This is a genomic window from Marinobacter alkalisoli, assembly GCF_045449855.1.
In the GTDB taxonomy this organism is placed as follows: Bacteria; Pseudomonadota; Gammaproteobacteria; order Pseudomonadales; family Oleiphilaceae; genus Marinobacter.
In genome coordinates this window covers 63,461-82,850 of sequence record NZ_JBJJLC010000028.1, presented here as the reverse complement: position 1 = coordinate 82,850, position 19,390 = coordinate 63,461, and the positions used below count along the sequence as shown (strand labels likewise).

The window sequence follows — 19,390 nt, the reverse complement described above, 5'->3', positions numbered from 1 at the left end:
GTTCTCCAGATGTTAGAAGGCCGCGCCCAGTTCGATGGCGGCACCCACTTCGGCATCGCTGAACAGCGCGCCGATATCCAGGCGAGCGCCAAATGGCGACAGGCCGATACCAGCGGTGAACTGGGTTTCTTCCTCAATGCCGTCGTTATCGTCGTTGCTCGCCAGGTTCTGGCGAACGCCAGCACGCAACTGGGCGTAGCGGAACGCATCGAACTCGGCGCCAAGGGCTAGCCACTGGGTATCGTCCTCGTAGCCAAAGGCTTCTTTCTCGGTCAGGTCCAGTTCGGCGGTCAGCACATGGAAGTCGCCTTTGTGGGCAATACTGGCGGTAACCATGGGATGGAGCTTGAGTTTTCTCTTTTCCTCGCCCAGTTCCGGGCGGCTGGCAGCTGACTCCAGATCCATCGGAATAACATTCTTTACGACGGCGCCGGCGCTCCATTCCTTGTTTTCGCCAAAGCCGTAGACCATGCCAAGATCGAAGTTCAGTCCGCTTTTCGTGGTTTCGAATTCATCGCTGTCGAAATCATCATCCTCGAAGCCGGATACCCTTTCCGTGTACTGGAAAGTGCGGAGCTGGACGTATTTGGGTGAAAAACCGATCTGGAGCGCGTTGCCATCTGACAGCTCGAATGCCCGGGCGAGCGAGACGCCAACTTCGATGACTGCCGATGCGAGGATACTGCCGCGAGACTGCAGGTCCCGGTCCAGATCGGCCGTTGCCAGCGTCAGTTCGTCCGCATTTTCCAGCTCTTGCAGAAATGCATCATCCTGCTCGTCGAGTTCGCCGCGGACGGTTGCCCGCAGGTTGCCGGTGGAGAAAAATCCGACCGAGTACTCTTCGGTCGGTATTGCCGCGGCAATAGCCAGCCCCGCGTCAACCCGAACGGTGTCCCTGTCAAAGTCATTGAGCTGGCGTCGTATATCGCCCGCAATGCGACGGGCCTCGTCGGGATTGGACGATCGGTTCAGTTCCTGAAAGCGATCAATGTTGTCCTTGATGTCATCAATCTGGTCCACGGTTTCCTCTTCGTCCGCGAAGCGCGCGTTGACCGAAGGCAGGATCAGGCCGAAATCATCTGACCACTCATGGTTGTCCGCGGCAAGCATGGCAGGGTTGGTTGCGCCGGCGGCTGCCGGGTGTGCTACCGCGATTCCGGTCCCGCCCATGGCAAAGGAGCGGGAAGACATGAACTGTTGAGGGCTGGCCATGGCCGTTGTGGTTGCAACGGACAGTCCGATAGCGATCGACAGTTTGGTCAGGTGATTGACAGTCATATGTTTTCCTGTTGTTTTTCGGTAAGTTGAGCGCCAGACATTACACGTGGGTCAGGCTAGGGCAGTTCCCTTTTTTTTACATTGGTGAAGCGGTAACGGTTTGTTCTACGGATGTAAATGCCGGTATTTTTTTGCCGCTCCGAGCCCGGAGCCTTGCCGTCAGGCAGGCCGAGTGATGGTTAATCAACGGGTTATAAAACATGGCGTGATTTTTTCATGGAAGGGTGCACATGAGAATTTTCGGAGAATGAACATGACCCTGCGCTGGATAACCGCACCCGTGCTGGCCCTGATGGTTGGTTGTGCCCCCGTGGGCAGCTACCAGAGTGGTGACGAGAGTGGGCGGGAGTTGGAGCCGATCACGGTTCGGGTAAGTGGTTTTGGCACCTACGAAGATGCTTCCAAAGATCGGCTGAACACCCGGGAGCGGCTACTGGCCCGCCGTGCGTCCAAGCTGGATGCCTACCGCAACCTGGCGGAGCGGGTCTACGGAACCGTCATCTACGGCAGTTCCACCGTAAACGACTTCGTGCTGCGCAACGACATGTTCCGCACCTATGTGGACAGCTACATTCGTGGCGCCAAAATGGTGGCCGTCAACGAGCACAGTGACGGCGTGATTGAAACGGTGATGGAGCTGAAGCTGGAGCCCCGGTTCCGTTCCTGTGTGGCGAAGGTGTCCGACTCACAGGTCCAGAACCTGTGCCCGATCCCCATGCCCCGGGGCAACGACAGCATTGGGGATGTGCAAAGCCGCAGCGTCGATTCCCTGTACTATCTTGACTGACCTGCTTGACTGACCTGACTGAAAGTCCGACTGGGTGACCATATCGCCATGAATACTGTTCGTATACTGCTTGTTTTGACCTTGCTGGTGACACCGGCGGCTCAGGCCGTGGTGCTGGAGGGGACTGGGCACGCAACCATCCATGGTGGTGACGTGGACGAGGCGCGGGAGAAAGCCCGTAAAGCTGCACTGCGGGACGTTGCGCTGCGATATGAAGCACAGATCAGCAGTCGCGACACAGTGGAGAATGGCGTGGTGACGGAATCCCGCCTGCAGGTGGCGTCTTCGGCCCGCGCCCGTGACGCGCGGATAGTCGATGAGTATCGCCGTGGAGACCTGTTGCGGGTGACCGTGAGGGCCGACATGTCAGCAGGTAGCAGTTGCGGTGTTGGCGAGGCGGCTGGTCTGAAGAAACGTGTGGCGGTGACCGGCTTTCCGATCCTGTATACGGATCAGGCGCGGGTTGGTCGTATCGATGACGCCGGCGAAATCTTGCCGCAACAATTGCAGGCGTCCCTGAGGGAAACTGGTCGCCTGCAGGTATACGGCGCCACCACGTCCAGGCTTTTCCAGGATTTGCTGAACGCGCCTACCCAGCAAAAATTTGATAACCGGCTGACCAACGTCATTCAGGTGGCCCGTGAGCTGGATGTTCAGTTTGTGGTAACGGGGGTGATCCGGGATCTGGGCGTTTCCGATCCTTCGGCCTGGGGCACGTCAGTTCTGGACCGGTTGCAGAGGGGCGTTGGCGTGGCCAACCAGAACCGGCGCTTTGTGGCGGATTTGATGGTGTTTGATGGCTTCAGTGGCGCGCCAGTCTATCAGCAGCGGTTTGCTACGGAGGCACAGTGGGATGCCGGTCCGGGCGCCTCTGCCGGTTTTAATTCTGCCGGCTTTCAGGAAACCGCCTATGGCCAGGCCGTCTCCGGGATCATGGCGGATATGAGTTCAGCGGTTCAGGAAGCTTTGGCCTGCCAGCCGTTTATTACCCGTATTACCCGCGTGGATGGTAACCGGGTTACCCTGGCGTCGGGAGCCACAGCCGGTCTGCGCCCGGGTGATGAGCTGCATCTGTATCGCAGTCAAAGCTTCTTCGATTCACTCGGGGGGACGCCGGAGCTGTCTGACAGCCAGACCCGGATGACCCTGAATAATGTTCACCCGGATTTCAGCAATGGCGAGATGCCGCTGTCCGGCGGCGAGATCAATATTCAGCGGGATGACGTGGCGATCGTCTGGTAATCAGGCGGCGGCCACCCGGGCAGCGGTATCGCGGATCTTGCCAACCATGGCACGCAGACCATTGCCCCGGGTCGGGGAGATGTGGCGGAACAGGTCCAACTGCTCGAACAGCTCATCGATGTCAGTGGCCAGCAGATCCCGTGGTGCCTTGCCGTTCAGGGCCACCAGGATGATGGCGGCCAGGCCGCGCACGATCATGGCGTCCGAGTCGATCAGCAGAAACAGCTTGCCGCTCTCCTCATCATAGTGATGAATCAGCCACACCTGGCTCTGGCAGCCGTGCACGTAGTTTTCCTCGGTGCGGGCTTCATCAGGGAATGATGGCAGCTGCTTGCCAAGGTCAATGATAAAGGCGTAACGCTCTTCCCAGTCGTCCAGAAACTCGAAGCCGTCGAGCACGTCTTCCAGGGTGGTGTCTTTTCCGAGCGGATTGTCCAGAAAGGTCTGTTCGCAGGCAGTCATTTACAGCATCCCCAGTTCAAGCTTGGCTTCGTCGGTGAGCATGTCGTTGTTCCAGGGCGGATCAAAGGTCAGGTCCACCGTCACCTTGTCGACATTGGGGACGTACTCGACCTTGCGCTGGACATCATCGGTGATCACCGGGCCCATGCCGCAGCCCGCGGCGGTCAGCGTCATTTTGATGTAGACGTGGTTGCCGTCTTCTGTGCCGTTCTCGATCTTGCACTCATAGATCAGGCCAAGGTCCACCACGTTGACCGGGATTTCCGGGTCGTAGCAGTTACGCATGGCTTCCCACACCTGGTTTTCATTAACGGTGCCGTCTTCCGGGGTGTCGAAGCTGCTTTCCAGTGGCTGTTTGCCTAGGGCATCGGCGTCGTGGCCCTCGATGCGGGCAAGGTTGCCATTGACCGCAACGGTAAAGGTGCCGCCCAGTGACTGTGTGATGGTCACAAAGGTATCCGACGGAATCATGATTTCGGTTCCGGCAGGAACAAGGCGGGCTTCCACCTCGCGTTTGGTCAGGACAACTTCCCGTTCTTGCATGCCTGTACTGGCCTCGCTGTTTTCTGTCTTTGGTGTCGGATTACGCTACGGTAAAGCTCTCGCCACATCCGCACTCGGCGGTCGCGTTCGGATTGCGGAACTGGAACATGGAGTTCACGCCCTCGGTGACGAAGTCGATTTCGATCCCGTTCACCAGCGGCAGGTGTTCCTCTTTCACGTACACGTCCACGCCGTCAATGTGAAACACCTTGTCGTCGGTGGCGGCTTCTTCCACCCAATGTGTCTCGTACTTGAAACCGGAGCAGCCACTTTTCTTGATGGCGAGCCGGATACCCATGGCTTCCGGCTTCTTGTCCAGTTGTTTGCGCACGTGCGTGACCGCGCTTGGCGTCATGGTGACGGCAACGGTCGGGGTGAAGACTTCGGCTGTCATAATTCCACCTCCATCAGGCAAACAGGCGCTGGATTTTTTGCAAGGCTGTGAACAATTGTTCCACCTCATCCAACGTATTGTAAAATGCAAAGGAAGCCCGGGCTGTACCGGGAACTCCGTAGAAATCCATCAGTGGCATGGCGCAATGGTGGCCGGTGCGGATAGCAATGCCCTGCTGGTCGAGCAATGTCCCTATGTCGCTGGGGTGTAACCCCTCGATTTTAAAGGACATGACCGGGGCCTTGTGCTTCGCGGTGCCGATGACCTCCATGCCGGGCACGGTTTCCACCAGCTGATTGGCGCGGTCCAGAAGAGCCTTCTCGGCTGCCTCCATGGCACGGCGGTCCAGGCGGCCCACATAGTCGATGGCGGCGCCCAGACCGACGGCTTCGGCCACCGCCGGTGTCCCGGCCTCAAACTTGTAAGGCAGGGTGTTCCAGGTGGTGCCTTCAAACGACACCCGCTCGATCATTTCACCGCCACCCTGGTACGGGGGCATTTCTTCCAGTAGCTGGGCCTTGCCGTAAAGTACGCCGATGCCGGTCGGTCCGAACAGCTTGTGGGCGGAGAACGCGTAAAAATCGCAGCCCAGTGCCTGAACATCCGGCTGATAATGGGGCACGGCCTGGGCGCCATCCACCAGGGTGATGATGCCGCGGGCCTTGGCCTGTTTGATCAACGCGGCCACCGGGTTAACGGTACCCAGAGCGTTGGACACATGGGTAATGGCAAAAATCCGGGTGCGTTCATTCAGCAGGCTGTTGAACGAATCAAGGTCCAGTTCGCCTTCCGGTGTGATCTGAACCGGCACTACTTTTGCGCCGGTTCTCTCGGCAACCATCTGCCAGGGTACGATATTGGCGTGGTGCTCCATCTGGCTCACCAGGATCTCATCGCCGGCTTTCAGGCGAGGGGCCAGGCCGTTGGCGACCACGTTAATGGCTTCGGTGGTGCCGCGGGTCCAGATAATTTCCCGGGTGCTCTCGGCATTGAGAAAGCCCCTGACGGTTTCCCGTGCGCCTTCAAACGCGACGGTCGCCCGGTCACCCAGGGTGTGGGCGCCACGATGAACGTTGGAGTGCATCTCCCGGTAATAACGGTCCATGGCGTCCAGCACGGCCATCGGCTTCTGGGCCGAGGCGCCATTGTCCAGATACACCAGCGGCTTCCCGTTCACCTGTTGCGACAGGATCGGGAAGTCACGGCGAATGGCATCAACGTCAAACGCTGTTTTCTTGGCTGTGTTGGCCACGGACAGATCTGTCATAACCGGTCACGCCCCCTCGAATGTCTGATCAAAGAACTGGTTCAGTCGAGTGTGGGCGGTATCCCGTACCTGCTCCACCGGAATCTGCCCGACCAGTTCATTTATAAATGCCATGGTCAGTAGAACGTTGGCTTCCCGCCGGCCGATGCCGCGAGATACCAGGTAGAACAACGACACTTCATCCAACCGGCCTATGGTTGCGCCGTGAGCGCACTTGACGTCGTCCGCGTAGATCTCAAGCTCAGGCTTGGTATCTATCTCTGCACCGTTAGACAGCAGCAGGTTCTTGTTGTTCATATTCGCATTGGACTTCTGGGCATCCTGATGGATATGAATGCGGCCATTGAACACGGCATGAGACTGGTCGGCGGCGATGTTGCGATAGGTTTCTTCGCTGTTACAGTGGGCCGCCACGTGTTCGATGGTGGTGTGGTTGTCGTAGTGCTGTTTGCCCTGGGTGACCACCACGCCATTGAGCTTGCATTCGGCGCCTTCGCCTTCCAGGCGAACCTGCAGGTCGTGCCGGCGCAGTGGGCCGCCAAAGCCTACGCAGTGGCTTTCAAAGCGTGAGCTACGCTGCTGGCGCACACCGGTTGCACCAATATGCTGAACATTCTCGCCTTCCGTGTTGAGGCGGATGCTGGTGACGTTGGCGCCATCCCCCAGCGTGAACTCGGTGACGGTATTGACCATGACGGGTTCACTGCCGCTGGAAATGTACTCCTCCACCACGGTGATCTGGCTGTGGCGGCCGGCATCCACGAATATGCGGGGATACGCGGAACCACTGGCGTCGGCGTTGACTTCATGGACGATGAACAGCGGCTGGTCCAGCACGGCGTCCGGCTTCAGGCGAATCAGCAGTCCATCCTCGAAACGGGCGGAGTTGAGTCGGGCCATCTGCACGGCGCCCTTGTTCGAAGAGCTGTCCAGCGTGCTGTCCATGCGATCCGCAAGGCTGGCGGCCTCGTCGTCATCCAGGTCGCCAAAGCGTTCAATGGTGATGCCATCCAGGTCCGGGTAGTCACTGGCTTCCGGCATCATCACGCCGTTCAGGAACGATACCTTGTAACCGGGCACTGCAAGGCTGCTGCCCGCCTTGTGTTCGGCCGGCAACGAAATGGCCATGTCGTCGGTCAGTTTCAGGTACTTGCTGGAGTACTTCCAGTTTTCGGTTTTGCGGGTCGGCAGTGGCATGTCCACCAAGGCCGTACCTCGTTGTTTGCGCAGCGCCAGCAGCGGCTCAGGCAATGATTGCCCGGCCGGATGAAGGAACGCGGCGGAAAGTGTTGGTGCTGGTTTCATTCCGCTCCCCCTCAGTTGGCTGCCGCTTCTTCGTCTTCGTCTTTGATGCCGAGCCAGCCGTAACCGCGTTCTTCCAGTTCCAGGGCCAGTTCGCGACCACCGGACTTGACGATCCTGCCGCCGGCCAGTACATGAACATGATCCGGCACGATGTGGTTCAGCAGGCGCTGGTAGTGGGTCACCATCAGGATGGCGCGATCTTCGGCACGCAGGGCGTTGACGCCGTTAGAGACGACCTGCAGGGCGTCGATGTCGAGGCCGGAATCGGTTTCGTCCAGGATGGCCAGCTTCGGCTGTAGCAGCAGGGCCTGCATGATCTCGTTTCGTTTTTTCTCGCCACCGGAGAAGCCCTCGTTAACACCACGCTTGAGGAAGGCCGGGTCCAGGTCGACCTGCTTGGATACTTCCTTCGCCAGCTTCATGAACTCCGCCGCGTTCATCTCGGCCTCGCCCTTATGATGGCGCTGGGCATTCACAGCAGTACGCAGGAACTGCAGGTTGCTGACGCCGGGAATCTCCACCGGGTACTGGAACGCCAGGAAAATGCCTTCGCGGGCACGTTCTTCGGTTTCCAGGTCCAGCAGGTTCTCGCCATTCAGGGTCACTTCGCCCTCGGTTACCTCAAATGCCTCGTTGCCTGCCAACACCTGGGACAGGGTGCTCTTACCAGAGCCGTTGGGGCCCATGATGGCGTGAACTTCCCCGGCCTTGATCTCCAGGTTGATGCCCTTGAGGATTTCTTTGCCCTCGACGGAGGCGTGCAGGTTCTTGATACTGAGCATTTGTCGGGTTCTCTCTTCTCTAAACTGTATGAATTCGTTTATATACCGGGGCGCGGGCCGCTGTTAACCAACGGAGCCTTCAAGGCTCACTTCCAGCAGCTTGCCGGCTTCTACCGCAAATTCCATCGGGAGCTCCTTGAACACCTCTTTACAGAAGCCGTTCACAATCATGGAAACCGCCTGCTCCGGGTCAATGCCGCGCTGGCGGCAGAGGAACATCTGCTCGTCGCTGACCTTGGAGGTGGTGGCTTCGTGCTCAACAATGGCGGACTTGTTCTTGCTTTCGATGTACGGGAACGTGTGGGCGCCGCAGCGGTCGCCGATCAGCAGTGAGTCACACTGGGTAAAGTTGCGGGCGCCTTCCGCGCCGGGGCCGAACTTCACCAGGCCGCGGTAGGCGTTGGAGCTTTTACCGGCGGAAATACCCTTGGAGATGATGGTGCTGGAGGTGTTTTTGCCCAGGTGAACCATCTTGGTACCGGTGTCTGCCTGCTGGTAGTTGTTGGTCAGTGCCACCGAGTAGAACTCGCCGACGCTGTTATCACCACGCAATACGCAACTCGGGTACTTCCAGGTCACGGCGGAGCCGGTTTCAACCTGGGTCCAGGAGATCTTGGAGTTTTTGCCGATGCAGGCGCCGCGCTTGGTGACAAAGTTGAAGATGCCACCTTTGCCGTTTTCATCGCCCGGGTACCAGTTCTGTACCGTGGAATACTTAATCTGGGCATCGTCGAGCGCAACCAGTTCAACCACCGCAGCGTGCAGCTGGTTTTCGTCACGCATCGGCGCGGTGCAACCTTCCAGGTAGCTGACGTAGCTGCTGTCTTCAGCAATGATCAGCGTGCGTTCGAACTGGCCGGTGTTGGCCGCGTTGATGCGGAAGTAGGTGGACAGCTCCATGGGGCAGCGTACGCCCTTGGGCACGTATACGAAGGTGCCGTCGGAGAACACCGCCGAGTTCAGGGCGGCGAAGAAGTTGTCGCCGTGGGGCACGACCGAGCCCAGATACTTCTGCACCAGTTCCGGATAATCCTGGATGGCCTCGGAAATGGAGCAGAAAATCACCCCGGCCTTGGCCAGCGGTTCCTTGAAGGTGGTGGCAACGGATACCGAGTCGAACACGGCATCAACGGCAACGCCGGCGAGTTTTTCACGCTCGTGCAGTGGAATACCCAGTTTTTCGTAGGTTTTCAGCAGTTCCGGATCCACTTCGTCCAGGCTCTGGGGCATGTCTTCCTTGCGCTTGGGCGCGGAATAATAGGAGATCGAGTTGTAGTCGATCTTCGGATAGCCCACGTGAGCCCAGTTCGGTTCGTCCATTTCCTGCCAGCGACGATAAGCTTTCAGGCGCCACGCCAGCATCCACTCCGGTTCTTTCTTGATCCCGGAAAGGCGGGCGATAACGTCTTCATTCAGTCCGGGCTCGAACGTATCGGATTCGATGTCTGTTACGAAACCGTGTTCGTATTCCCGTTTGATCAGCTCGTTCACCTCTTGGTCGGTGGTCGCCATGATCGTCGCTCCGTATTCTCTCATCGTGGGCTTGTGGCCCTTGGTGTCGCCGCCAGTCGCGTTGTCGGACCTGACAGGCGGATGTCATCAGTTTGGGTGTTGCAGTGGTCGCTCATCCGGTGAGTACGCCCTGCAATCGGTTTTTCGATGCCGGATTTCCTTAGCCCGCCTGCCGCCTCAGGGCTGCGTAAAACGGCGGATCCGTTACTTCTGGCGAGCGATTATACAATACCATAGTAAATTAGTCAGGTATTAAATTGAACGCGTCGTGATTATACCGTAATCACGGGGCCGGGCACCAAGGCGTGGGTTATCAGGGTGATAGGCCGGTTTTCTCATGTGATGTGGCGGGGAAGCTGTGGGACATCTTCGAAGGTCGTATTGATTATTTTCGGCGAACACGTGTACGCTCGCAGGGTTGGCTTTTCGGGCCACAACGTTGGAATGGAGGAATATGCATGGAATCCGAGCCTCTCGGGCCGTCGATGGCGCGGGCTACCCTGAGTGTCAGGGTGAGTTCGCTGATCAGTGCACAGCTTGCCCGTGGCAAGGTGGGCGTTGAGGTCGTAGCTTCACAGCTGCACATGAGTCGCTACACCCTGCATAAGAAACTGAAGCGGGAAGGCCTGACCTTTGCGCGCCTGCTTGAAGAGGTCCGCCGTCAGCAGGCCCTGTCCTACATGCAGGACAAAACCAAGCCGCTGGTGGAAATTGCCGAGCAGCTGGGCTTCTCGGAACTGAGTGCATTCAGCCGGGCGTTCAAGCGCTGGATGGGCACTTCCCCGGCCGAATACCGCTCAATCAGGCTTTCTTGAACACCAGTGTGCCGTTGGTGCCACCAAAGCCGAAGCTGTTGCTCATAACCAGATCGAGGTTCTGGTTATCCATGCGTTCCCGCACAATCGGATAGCCTTCCGCGCCCGGATCGAGGTTCTGGATATTGGCTGACGGAGCAATAAAGCCTTCACGCTGCATGATCAGGCTGTAAATGGCCTCATGTACGCCAGCGGCGCCCAGGGCATGCCCACACAGGGGTTTGGTGGAGCTCAGCGGTGGGATCTTGTCGCCGAAGGTTTCTCTCAATGCTTTCAGCTCGGTCACGTCACCGGCAGGTGTGCTGGTGCCATGGGTATTTACGTAGCTGATTTCGCCTTCCACGTTCTTCATGGCGTGCTGCATGCAGCGCACCGCACCTTCGCCGCTCGGGGCGACCATGTCGGCGCCATCAGAGGTGGCACCGAAGCCGACAATTTCGGCCAGGATGTTGGCACCGCGCGCTTCCGCGTGCTCAAGGGCTTCCAGGGCCAGAACTCCGCCACCCCCGGAGATGACAAAGCCGTCCCGGTCCGTATCGTAGGTGCGGGAAGCCAGTTCTGGGGTGTCGTTGTATTTGGTGGACAGTGCTCCCATGGCATCAAACAGCAGGCTCAGGGTCCAGTGGATATCCTCACCGCCACCGGCAAACATGACGTCCTGACGGCCCAGGGCAATCAGATCCGCTGCGTGGCCAATGGCATGCGCGCTGGTGGCACAGGCGGAGGTGATGCCATAGTTGATGCCGCGGATGCCAAAACCGGTCGCGATGGAGGCGTTGATGGCGCTGCCCATGGTGCGCGGCACCCGATAGGGGCCAACACGGCGGAGACCACGGTCACGATGGGTATCGATGGCATCCAGCAGTTCGACCGTAGAGGCGCCGCCCTGGCCAAAAATGATACCCGTGGAGTCGGCCCTGATTTGCTTGTCGGTCAGACCAGACTGTTCGATGGCCTCACGCATGGCCAGGTAGGTATAACCGGAGGCCGGGCACATGAAGCGCCAGAGTTTGCGGTCGATCAGTTCCGGCAGGTTCAGGTTGATCTGGCCGCAGACATGACTGCGCAGGCCGTTGTCCCTTGCTTCCTCGCTAAACCCGATGCCGGGGCGGGATTCCTTCAGGGATTGGGTCACTTCTTTCTGATTGGTACCTAGGCTGGAAACAATGCCCATGCCGGTAATTACAACGCGACGCATCTGTTTAGCTCCTAAAAATCATCGGTCGAGGTGAACATGCCAACCCGGAGGTCCTTGGCAGTGTAAATTTCACGGCCGTCCACTTCCATCCGGCCATCGGCAATCGCCATGGTCAGTTTGCGCCTGATCACGCGTTTGAGGTCCAGGCGGTAGGTTACCTTTTTGGCGCTGGGTAGCACCTGACCGGTAAATTTCACTTCACCAGCACCGAGAGCGCGTCCCTTGCCTTCACCTCCACCCCAGGCGAGGAAGAAACCGACCAACTGCCACATGGCATCCAGGCCCAGGCATCCGGGCATAACGGGATCGTCGACAAAGTGCACCTTAAAGAACCAGAGGTCCGGGTTGATGTCGAGTTCGGCTACCAGGCTACCCTTGCCATACAGGCCATCATCGTCTGCGATATGCGTGACGCGGTCGAACATCAGCATTTCATTAATGGGCAGCCGCATGGAGCCAGGGAAAAGTTTGCCGTGGCCGCATTTGATCAGCTCTTCTTTATCAAAATGATCCGGGGACATAGTGCCGTTATCTCTGTTACAGAATGGTTTACTAATACTTTAGCTGTTATTTGGCGAGTCGCTATTGACCTTTAGTGGATGATTGAAAAATTGTACCCGGCGATCCGGCCAATCACCCGGGGCGGCCATCCGGTCTTGGGCTGGCGAGTATCCGCGCGTACCGGACCAGGAATACGCCGTAGGCGAACAGCCAAAGCAGCGTGCTGATGCCGATCCCCGGGTGCCAGGGAATAACATCAAAAGCGGTCAGGACCCGGATCAGTGCGGCCAGGTGAGCGGCGATAAAAGCGGCCACCATACCTTTTGGCAGTACCAGGGATCTTCCGGTGTGGCCCAGGGAAACTCTGGCAATAACGCCGAGAATCAGGCAGCCAATGGCACCGGTGCCAGCGGCATGGGTCCACGCTGAGGTAGGCCAGCCAGCGAGAAGGGAGCCAGCGAGCAGTGCAAGGGCGACCGGAACCCAGAGCATGGAAAGGTGCAGAATCCAGAGCAACGGTTCTTTCCGGAACAGCCAGCCTTTCCAGCCTGCCAGACGAGCCAGCATCAGGGTGGCTGCAATCAGTGCGAGAACGGCTGTGGCCGTCTGCCAGCCGGTTACCAGCGCAGCCAGCAGCAGGAGCATGCTGAGCAGGGTTGCGATATCCAGGGCGGGGATAACGTTGACTGCAGTACTGTCCAGCCCCTGCTGACGAAGCCACCCGGAAGAGAAGGCGGGGGTTATACGGCCACCGATGATGCTGATCAGCGCGAGGGTCACCACCAGCGCACCATAAATGAATGCCGGATCGAGCCGGATCACAAAGCTGATTTGCATCAGCCACAGCAGTCCCAACACCGCCAGGATCATCAACTGGCGTTTCTGCCTGGCCCGCCATATACGCCAGCCGGCATCCGCCATGACCAGGGGCAGGAAACCCAGATTGACAGCCTGGACCAGCCACCCGGGGAGATCCGCGCCAAACGCCAGCATCAGGCGGCCAGTCAGCCAGACGCCCCACAGCAGGGCCAGGCGGATACCATGGGTGCGTTCGGTTTGCGTCCACACACAGACAGCGGTCAGCAGGAAGCCGGCGATGGCAGCGGAGAGAAAGCCGAACAGCATTTCATGCTGGTGCCAGAACGGCCCAGGCATGGCCAGCGGCAGCTGAAGGACACCGTTGAGCTGTAATACCCAGCCAGGGATGACTGTCAGCGCCAGTATCGCCATTGACAGGAAAAAGATGCGGAAAGGATAGTTAAAGAGCTGGGGGATCGAGGCGCCCCGAGCGACTTCGGGCGTTGGGATGACCTGCATGGCATAACTCCGCTGGTTGCTCACTAATAACATTCATTTTAAATAAATGTTAGTGGGAAAGAACATACCCAGTTGTCGGTAGCTTTGCGTACAATGCAGCTATCGCTTTGATTGATAATGGAATGATCTATGAGTGCCTACCTTGTTCTGAAGCACCTTCACATGACCGTGGCCTATCTTACCGTGGTCCTGCTTGCCCTGCGGCTGTTGCTGGATGCCGTCGGCAAGCCCGACTGGCGGCAGACCCCTCTGCGCTGGATTCCCCATGCCAACGACACGATTTTGCTGGTGGCTGCTATCGGCCTGCTGTTCGTGACGCCGTGGATGCCGTTTGTTCACGGCTGGCTGACCGCAAAGGTTTTCCTGCTGATTGGCTACATTGTGGCGGGGGTGTTCGCCTTGAAGCAGACCGTAAGCCTGCCGGTGCGGATTGCGGCTTCCGTTTTGGCGCTGGTTCAGGTCACGGCGATTTTCCATCTGGCTACGGCCAAGCCGTTCTGAAGTTCCGTTTATAGGGTAATCCGGGGCTAACGGCCCCCGGATTTTTCGGACACCTGCTCGGTCAACTCTTTCAGCTGTTCCTGCACTGCCCGTAACTGGCGGGCAATTTCATCCCGTTCGTCGTGGGCCTGCTGTGCCTGCTCGGCGTTCTGTTCCTCGCTCATGACTTCCAGAATGGCGCCGATCATCATGTTCAGGAAGACAAAGGCAGTCAGGAAGATAAACGTCAGGTAGTAAATCCAGCTGAGCGGGTACTGTTCCATGGTTGCGTACATGACATCGGTCCAGTCCTCAAACGTGGCCACGCGAAACAGGGTAAGCATGGCAATGGCCACATCGCCCCATAAGTTCTCATCGACCTTGGCAAAGAACATCGATCCCATGGCTGCATAGATGTAAAAGATGATGAACATCAGCAGGGCGATGTAGCCCATGCGGGGAATGGCCTTGAGCAGGGAGTTGATCAGGAAGCGCAACTCCGGCACCACCGATACCAGCCGCAATACCCGGAACACCCTCAGCAAGCGTCCCAGCAACACGGCCTCGGAGTTATCCAGCGGGATCAGGCTGCCAATGACGACCAGGGTGTCGAACAGATTCCAGCCGTCGAAGAGAAAGCGTTTCTTGTCGTTGCACACGCCAAAGCGAAAGAGGATTTCAATCAGGAAGAACAGGGTTATGGCGTTATCCAGAACGCTGAGACTCTGTTCGACCCAGGATGGCACGTCGTAGGTTTTTGCGCCGATGGTGAGCGCCGACAGGATGATGATGGCGATAACCACGCCCTGAAACACCTTGCTGGACTCAATGCGGCGCAGTTGCTCGAAACCGGATGTGGTGCTTAATTCTGACGACATGGGAAACAACGGCTCCAGTTAATTCGCAGGGGCCAGAATTCTAAAGGGCTGGGGAACGATTGGGTAGCTCGAATTTTATTCAAACGCTGCCGAGCAGGATCTGCCATTGGTCATCAGTGACCGGCATAACGGACAGCCGGTTGCCCCGCTTGATCAGCGGCAGGTCGTCCAGCCCCGCCAGGGTCTTGATTTCATCCAGTGGCAGCAGTCGTGGCAGCTTCTGCAGGTACGCCATGTCGACTGCCTGCCAGCGCGGCTTGTCTGGTGTGCTTTTCGGATCGTGGTAGGGCGAACCCGGGTCAAACTGCGTGGGGTCCGGGTAGGCTGACCGGACCACCTTGACGATACCTGCGATGCCGATGTGTTTGCAGCTGGAGTGGTAGATGAAAGCCTCGTCTCCCTCTGCCATATCCGCCAGAAAATTCCGGGCCTGATAATTGCGTACGCCATCCCAGGGAATGGTCTGGTTCTCTGCTTTTGCAAAGTCATCAATGCTGCATTCTGACGGTTCGGTTTTTACCAGCCATTTCGCCATTGCTCCGTCCCCCGTTTGGTTCAAAGCTGGAATTATAGAACAAGAAGCCTCTGGTTCGTTCGGAAGGGGCGTCAGGCTCTGGCCTGATCAGGCTGCGTGGGGAAGCACGCCGTAGTAAATGGCGCTGAAATGCAGTGCGCTGCCGCCGATCACAAACAGGTGCCACACGGCGTGCATGTAGGGAATGCGGTCGGCCAGGTAAAAAACGACGCCGGCGGTGTAAGCCACACCTCCCCCTATAGTCAGGTACAGGGCCGTTTCACTCAGGTTGGCCACCAAATCTGATGAGGCAACGGTGATCAGCCAGCCCATCGCAACGTAGATGCCCACCCTCGCCAGCTTGAAACGGTTCTTGAAAATAATCTTGAGCACGACGCCGGTGATAGCCAGGGACCAGATAATCGCGAACAGCGTCCAGCCCGTGGTACCGCGCATGTTAACCAGCAGAAACGGCGTGTAGGTGCCTGCGATCAGCAGAAAGATGGCGCAGTGATCCAGCGTTTTGAACACGGCCCTCAGTTTCGGTTGGCGAATACCGTGATACAGCGCTGAGGCCATGTACAACATGATCAGCGACGCCCCGAATATGCTGAAACTGACAATCTTCCAGACGTCTCCCAGTTGGCTGGCGGCGACGATCAATACCACGGTGCCGATAACGCTGAGAAGCGCGCCAAGTCCGTGGGTGGCGCTATTCAGCCACTCCTCGATCCGGTGATGGATGTTTTGCACGGTTTCCGGGGATGTCATTGCTTTGGGATCCAGGTCAGTCATGGCTGCTACGGTACTTCAGCGTACAAGTGTACGCAACGGGTAAAGTATGACCGTCGCGCGAAGTTATTCAAAAATACTGAGCAATACTTCGAAAATCTTCCGGTTTGTCCCCCAGCGCTTGCGGGTTAGTCTAGGTTCATCAATTAACTGCAGGTGCAGGGGAGCTTAAATCATGGCGAAAATTCTTGTTCTTTATTATTCAATGTACGGTCATATCGAAACCATGGCGAACACCGTGGCCGAAGGTGCCAGGGGTGTCGAGGGTGCGGAAGTCACTATCAAGCGGGTGTCCGAAACCATGGCCGACCAGGCATTTCGGAGTGCCGGCGGTAAAGCCGATCAGGGCGCCCCGGTGGCCGATCCCAGAGAGTTGGCGGAATACGATGCGGTGATTTTCGGTACGCCAACCCGTTTCGGCAACATGGCGGGCCAGATGCGCACCTTCCTGGACCAGACCGGTGGTCTGTGGGCCGAGGGCAGGCTTCACGGCAAAGTTGCGAGCGTGTTTACCTCGACCGGTACCGGCGGCGGCCAGGAACATACCATCAGTTCCTTCTGGACCACCCTGGCGCACCACGGCATGGTCATCGTGCCACTGGGTTACGGTATTCCGGAGTTCTTTGATATTTCGGAAGTAAACGGGGGCACGCCCTACGGTGCCTCGACCATCGCCGGTGGTGACGGTTCCCGCCAGCCCAGCGAAAAAGAGTTGGCCATTGCCCGTTACCAGGGCAAGCACGTCGCCGAGCTTGCGGTGAAATTGCACGGTTGATACGGCGCGGTTGATAGCGCCGTTGCTGAAGGGGCAGAGCCATTACGGCCTGCCCTTTTTGTTTTCAGCAGCCCGAAAGCGGCGCAATTACTCCGGTTGAGTCCTCAGCGCGCTCTTGATCCGTGAGAACGTGGCCGGTACGACCCCCAGCCATGATGCCAACTGGTTGTCTGGCACCCGCTTCACCAGTTCCGGATATTCCTCCTGAAGTAACACGAATCGCTCCCGGGCGGACATGGTCTGCTTGCGGAATTCACGCATACTGGTCAGCTCCGCCAGTTCCTCGGTCAGCACCAGGGCGAAACTACTCCATACCCCGTCACCCTGCTTTTGCAGGGTGGAGCGGAACGCCGCGAAGTCCGCCACCCACAGGGTCGCGGGAGTCACAGAGGTCAGACACAGGGTATTCCGGGCAGTCCGGGTGCGGCCGAACACCGGCCAGACCATATCCCCCTCGGTAAAGAAGTGATGCACTGCGGTCTTGCCGCTTGGCGCTTCCCGAAAGAGCCGTAGAATGCCGTATTGAACCAGGTACACGTGCTCCCAGGGGGCGTCGTGCCGCTCCAGCGGGTGTTCCGTGTCCACCTTGCGCTGATGAAACAGGCGGGACAGATCGTTCAGGAACAGGTGGTCCGGGGTTGTCGGATCGTTATTCAGATGAATGCCGAAAACCCGGCTGAGGCTGTTAACGAGCGCCTGCTGGGTTCCGGCCGTTGGCCGTTTGATGATGTCCGGATTCTGGTCTCCCAGATAGCAGGGCGCGGATGATAGGGGCGAGCCTGTTTGCACTGTCATTACCTGTGAACTCTTTTCCGGTCAGTAAGCCTGCAGTATTCCAGTAAGTAAAACACAGGTTAAATGACTTAAATCATTAAGGGTTATAGGGCGAATCAATAAAAGCGCGGTCGGAGCTGTAATGTTAGACTTCACGGCTTGAACCCACACCCAGTCATTCCTTCCGGAGCTTCCATGGCAGCGGCCCTGGCCCTTTTCTACAAATTGCTTCCACTATACGTAACGGTTGCACTCGGGTGGGTCGCGGGCCGGTATCTGGAAGCCAGCGGCAAACACATTGCCGGGATCATGCTCTACATTATTACGCCATCGGTGGTGTTTTCTGGCGTTATGGCCGCGCCACTGTCGGCGGAAGTCATTCTGCTGCCGTTCCTGACGTTTGGCTTGTGTTCGGCGATTGGCGTGGCGCACCTCTGGGTCGCCCGGCGCTTCATCACCGATGGCAGCGCCAGCCTCATGCCGCTGTCCGTGGGGACAGGGAACACCGGTTACTTTGGTATTCCGGTGGCATTGTTGCTGTTCGGGCAGGAAGGGTTGGCGCTTTATATTGTGTGCATGCTCGGCACCACGCTGTTCGAGAATTCAGTGGGTTTTTACCTTGCTGCACGGGGCCGGTACAGCCTGCAAGATGCTTTGATACGAGTGGCAAGGCTCCCGTCGGTGTACGCGTTCCTGCTGGCGGTTGTGCTGAACCTGTCCGGTATGTCCATTCCCGATGTGTTTACCCCGCTGTTTGATAACCTGCGTGGCGCCTACAGCATCCTGGGCATGATGATCATAGGCATGGGGATTCTCAGTTTCCGCGGACTGGCCGGAAATATCCGCTTTACCGGCCTGGCGTTCGTGGGCAAATTCGTGACCTGGCCGCTGGTGGCACTGTTGTTCTGGTGGCTGGACGCCAACCTGTTCGGCGTGTATGACCTGGCGGTCTACCAGGCCATCTTCCTCATTTCCATCACGCCGATTGCCGCCAATACCGTGGTGATTGCCACTCTGCTGGACACCGCGCCGAGACAGGCGGCGGGCACCGCGCTGCTCAGCACGCTGTTTGCGTTGGCGTTTATTCCTGTGATGGTGGCGTTGGTGTTGCCGTAAATGTCCGGGACGAGCGTGCGTTTTGTGCTCCCCGGATATCGTCGCGGGCATGACGCACCACGCTGATGCCCGAGGTAATGGCCAGACCACCCATCACCGCTGCCACCGCCAGATCCGGCCAGGCGGTACCGGTGCCGAAGACCCCCAGGGCCGCGACCATCACCGCCATATTGCCGATGGCATCGTTACGGCTGCACAGCCACACCGAGCGCATGTCGGAATCGCCTTCCCGGAACTTGAACAGCAGGATTGCAACGCCCACGTTGGCCGCCAACGCCAGTAAACCCACGGCGCCCATGGTCAGCGGTTCCGGCGTGATGCCGCTTTGCGCAACCCAGGTAGCCCGGCCCAGCACGGCGAAGCCGAACACGGTCATGGTGATGCCTTTCACCATGGCGGCCCGGCCACGCCAGAGCATACCCATGGAGAGCACGGACAGCGACAGCAGATAGTTGGCGCTGTCGCCGAAGAAGTCGATGGCATCGGCCATCAGGGACACGGAACCGGACTGCAGGCTGGCAACGCCTTCCACCAGGAACATGCCCAGGTTGACCCACAGTGCAACCCACAAGGCTTTGCGAAAGCCCGGAGCGGGGGATTTTGGTTCGGGAGCAGAGCAACTACACGCCATGAATACCTCCTTTGTCAGAATGTATTC

At 58.2% G+C, this 19,390-nt stretch carries 22 protein-coding genes; 6 read left to right on the top strand and 16 right to left on the bottom strand.

Annotation, left to right across the window (positions count from 1 at the left end):
- Positions 1-12 precede the first annotated feature (12 nt).
- The gene (traF, locus tag ACJO5Y_RS12100; protein ID WP_406987486.1) at positions 13-1,278 is read right to left on the bottom strand and encodes a conjugal transfer protein TraF; all 1,266 of its coding nucleotides are present in this window, start codon (positions 1,276-1,278) and stop codon (positions 13-15) included.
- 253 nt (positions 1,279-1,531) lie between these two features.
- Between traF and ACJO5Y_RS12095 the strand changes: the two genes are divergently transcribed.
- Positions 1,532-2,065, top strand: a complete 534-nt coding sequence (locus ACJO5Y_RS12095) for an LPP20 family lipoprotein (RefSeq protein ID WP_406987485.1) — start codon at positions 1,532-1,534, stop codon at positions 2,063-2,065.
- Between the two features lie 48 nt (positions 2,066-2,113).
- Positions 2,114-3,307: a flagellar assembly protein T N-terminal domain-containing protein gene (locus tag ACJO5Y_RS12090; protein ID WP_406987483.1), complete on the top strand. Its 1,194-nt coding sequence runs from the start codon at positions 2,114-2,116 to the stop codon at positions 3,305-3,307.
- Here ACJO5Y_RS12090 and ACJO5Y_RS12085 read toward each other — a convergent pair whose 3' ends face one another.
- From ACJO5Y_RS12085 to sufB, 7 genes are all read right to left on the bottom strand, one after another.
- Entirely contained in the window at positions 3,308-3,769 is a 462-nt protein-coding gene (locus ACJO5Y_RS12085; RefSeq protein WP_406987481.1) for a SufE family protein, read from the bottom strand.
- Positions 3,770-4,312 carry a putative Fe-S cluster assembly protein SufT gene (gene sufT / locus ACJO5Y_RS12080; RefSeq protein ID WP_297790940.1) on the bottom strand — a complete coding sequence of 181 codons (543 nt, stop codon included), beginning with the start codon at positions 4,310-4,312 and terminating at the stop codon, positions 3,770-3,772.
- 40 nt (positions 4,313-4,352) lie between these two features.
- The gene (locus ACJO5Y_RS12075) at positions 4,353-4,706 is read right to left on the bottom strand and encodes a HesB/IscA family protein (protein WP_406987479.1); all 354 of its coding nucleotides are present in this window, start codon (positions 4,704-4,706) and stop codon (positions 4,353-4,355) included.
- Between the two features lie 13 nt (positions 4,707-4,719).
- On the bottom strand, positions 4,720-5,973 hold the full coding sequence (locus ACJO5Y_RS12070) for a cysteine desulfurase (protein WP_406987478.1): 1,254 nt from the start codon (positions 5,971-5,973) through the stop codon (positions 4,720-4,722).
- Positions 5,974-5,979: 6 nt separating this feature from the next.
- A complete protein-coding gene (gene sufD, locus ACJO5Y_RS12065; protein ID WP_406987477.1) occupies positions 5,980-7,278 on the bottom strand; it encodes a Fe-S cluster assembly protein SufD in 1,299 nt (432 codons plus the stop codon).
- 11 nt (positions 7,279-7,289) lie between these two features.
- Positions 7,290-8,060: a Fe-S cluster assembly ATPase SufC gene (gene sufC, locus ACJO5Y_RS12060; protein WP_406987475.1), complete on the bottom strand. Its 771-nt coding sequence runs from the start codon at positions 8,058-8,060 to the stop codon at positions 7,290-7,292.
- A 63-nt stretch (positions 8,061-8,123) separates the two neighbouring features.
- Positions 8,124-9,572 carry a Fe-S cluster assembly protein SufB gene (gene sufB, locus ACJO5Y_RS12055; RefSeq protein ID WP_406987474.1) on the bottom strand — a complete coding sequence of 483 codons (1,449 nt, stop codon included), beginning with the start codon at positions 9,570-9,572 and terminating at the stop codon, positions 8,124-8,126.
- A gap of 458 nt (positions 9,573-10,030) precedes the next feature.
- Here sufB and ACJO5Y_RS12050 point away from each other — a divergent pair, with 458 nt between their 5' ends.
- A complete protein-coding gene (locus tag ACJO5Y_RS12050) occupies positions 10,031-10,387 on the top strand; it encodes a helix-turn-helix transcriptional regulator (RefSeq protein WP_406987473.1) in 357 nt (118 codons plus the stop codon).
- On the opposite strand, the gene fabB is transcribed toward ACJO5Y_RS12050, so the two are convergent.
- The 3 genes from fabB to ACJO5Y_RS12035 all read right to left on the bottom strand — a co-directional run bounded on the left by fabB (position 10,374) and on the right by ACJO5Y_RS12035 (position 13,403).
- On the bottom strand, positions 10,374-11,585 hold the full coding sequence (fabB, locus tag ACJO5Y_RS12045) for a beta-ketoacyl-ACP synthase I (RefSeq protein ID WP_406987472.1): 1,212 nt from the start codon (positions 11,583-11,585) through the stop codon (positions 10,374-10,376). The two genes, ACJO5Y_RS12050 and fabB, sit on opposite strands and share 14 nt — an antisense overlap.
- Before the next feature lie 11 nt (positions 11,586-11,596).
- Positions 11,597-12,106, bottom strand: coding sequence for a bifunctional 3-hydroxydecanoyl-ACP dehydratase/trans-2-decenoyl-ACP isomerase (gene fabA / locus ACJO5Y_RS12040; protein WP_297790955.1), 510 nt, complete (start codon positions 12,104-12,106; stop codon positions 11,597-11,599).
- Between the two features lie 112 nt (positions 12,107-12,218).
- A complete protein-coding gene (locus tag ACJO5Y_RS12035) occupies positions 12,219-13,403 on the bottom strand; it encodes an NnrS family protein (RefSeq protein ID WP_406987470.1) in 1,185 nt (394 codons plus the stop codon).
- A 129-nt stretch (positions 13,404-13,532) separates the two neighbouring features.
- Between ACJO5Y_RS12035 and ACJO5Y_RS12030 the strand changes: the two genes are divergently transcribed.
- Complete coding sequence (locus tag ACJO5Y_RS12030) at positions 13,533-13,904, top strand: SirB2 family protein (RefSeq protein ID WP_406987469.1); 372 nt, start codon at positions 13,533-13,535, stop codon at positions 13,902-13,904.
- 26 nt (positions 13,905-13,930) lie between these two features.
- Here ACJO5Y_RS12030 and ACJO5Y_RS12025 read toward each other — a convergent pair whose 3' ends face one another.
- The 3 genes from ACJO5Y_RS12025 to trhA all read right to left on the bottom strand — a co-directional run bounded on the left by ACJO5Y_RS12025 (position 13,931) and on the right by trhA (position 16,070).
- Entirely contained in the window at positions 13,931-14,761 is an 831-nt protein-coding gene (locus ACJO5Y_RS12025) for an ion transporter (RefSeq protein ID WP_406987467.1), read from the bottom strand.
- A 79-nt stretch (positions 14,762-14,840) separates the two neighbouring features.
- Positions 14,841-15,296, bottom strand: coding sequence for an EVE domain-containing protein (locus ACJO5Y_RS12020; protein WP_406987465.1), 456 nt, complete (start codon positions 15,294-15,296; stop codon positions 14,841-14,843).
- Positions 15,297-15,383: 87 nt separating this feature from the next.
- Positions 15,384-16,070 (bottom strand): PAQR family membrane homeostasis protein TrhA, encoded by a 687-nt coding sequence (gene trhA, locus ACJO5Y_RS12015; protein ID WP_406987463.1) that lies wholly within the window; start codon positions 16,068-16,070, stop codon positions 15,384-15,386.
- Between the two features lie 172 nt (positions 16,071-16,242).
- Here trhA and wrbA point away from each other — a divergent pair, with 172 nt between their 5' ends.
- A complete protein-coding gene (wrbA, locus tag ACJO5Y_RS12010) occupies positions 16,243-16,842 on the top strand; it encodes an NAD(P)H:quinone oxidoreductase (RefSeq protein WP_406987462.1) in 600 nt (199 codons plus the stop codon).
- Positions 16,843-16,929: 87 nt separating this feature from the next.
- Here wrbA and ACJO5Y_RS12005 read toward each other — a convergent pair whose 3' ends face one another.
- The gene (locus tag ACJO5Y_RS12005; RefSeq protein WP_406987461.1) at positions 16,930-17,637 is read right to left on the bottom strand and encodes a Crp/Fnr family transcriptional regulator; all 708 of its coding nucleotides are present in this window, start codon (positions 17,635-17,637) and stop codon (positions 16,930-16,932) included.
- Between the two features lie 174 nt (positions 17,638-17,811).
- Between ACJO5Y_RS12005 and ACJO5Y_RS12000 the strand changes: the two genes are divergently transcribed.
- Positions 17,812-18,732, top strand: a complete 921-nt coding sequence (locus ACJO5Y_RS12000; RefSeq protein WP_406987459.1) for an AEC family transporter — start codon at positions 17,812-17,814, stop codon at positions 18,730-18,732.
- On the opposite strand, the gene ACJO5Y_RS11995 is transcribed toward ACJO5Y_RS12000, so the two are convergent.
- Positions 18,698-19,363: a cation diffusion facilitator family transporter gene (locus tag ACJO5Y_RS11995; protein WP_406987458.1), complete on the bottom strand. Its 666-nt coding sequence runs from the start codon at positions 19,361-19,363 to the stop codon at positions 18,698-18,700. The two genes, ACJO5Y_RS12000 and ACJO5Y_RS11995, sit on opposite strands and share 35 nt — an antisense overlap.
- Positions 19,364-19,390: the final 27 nt, after the last annotated feature.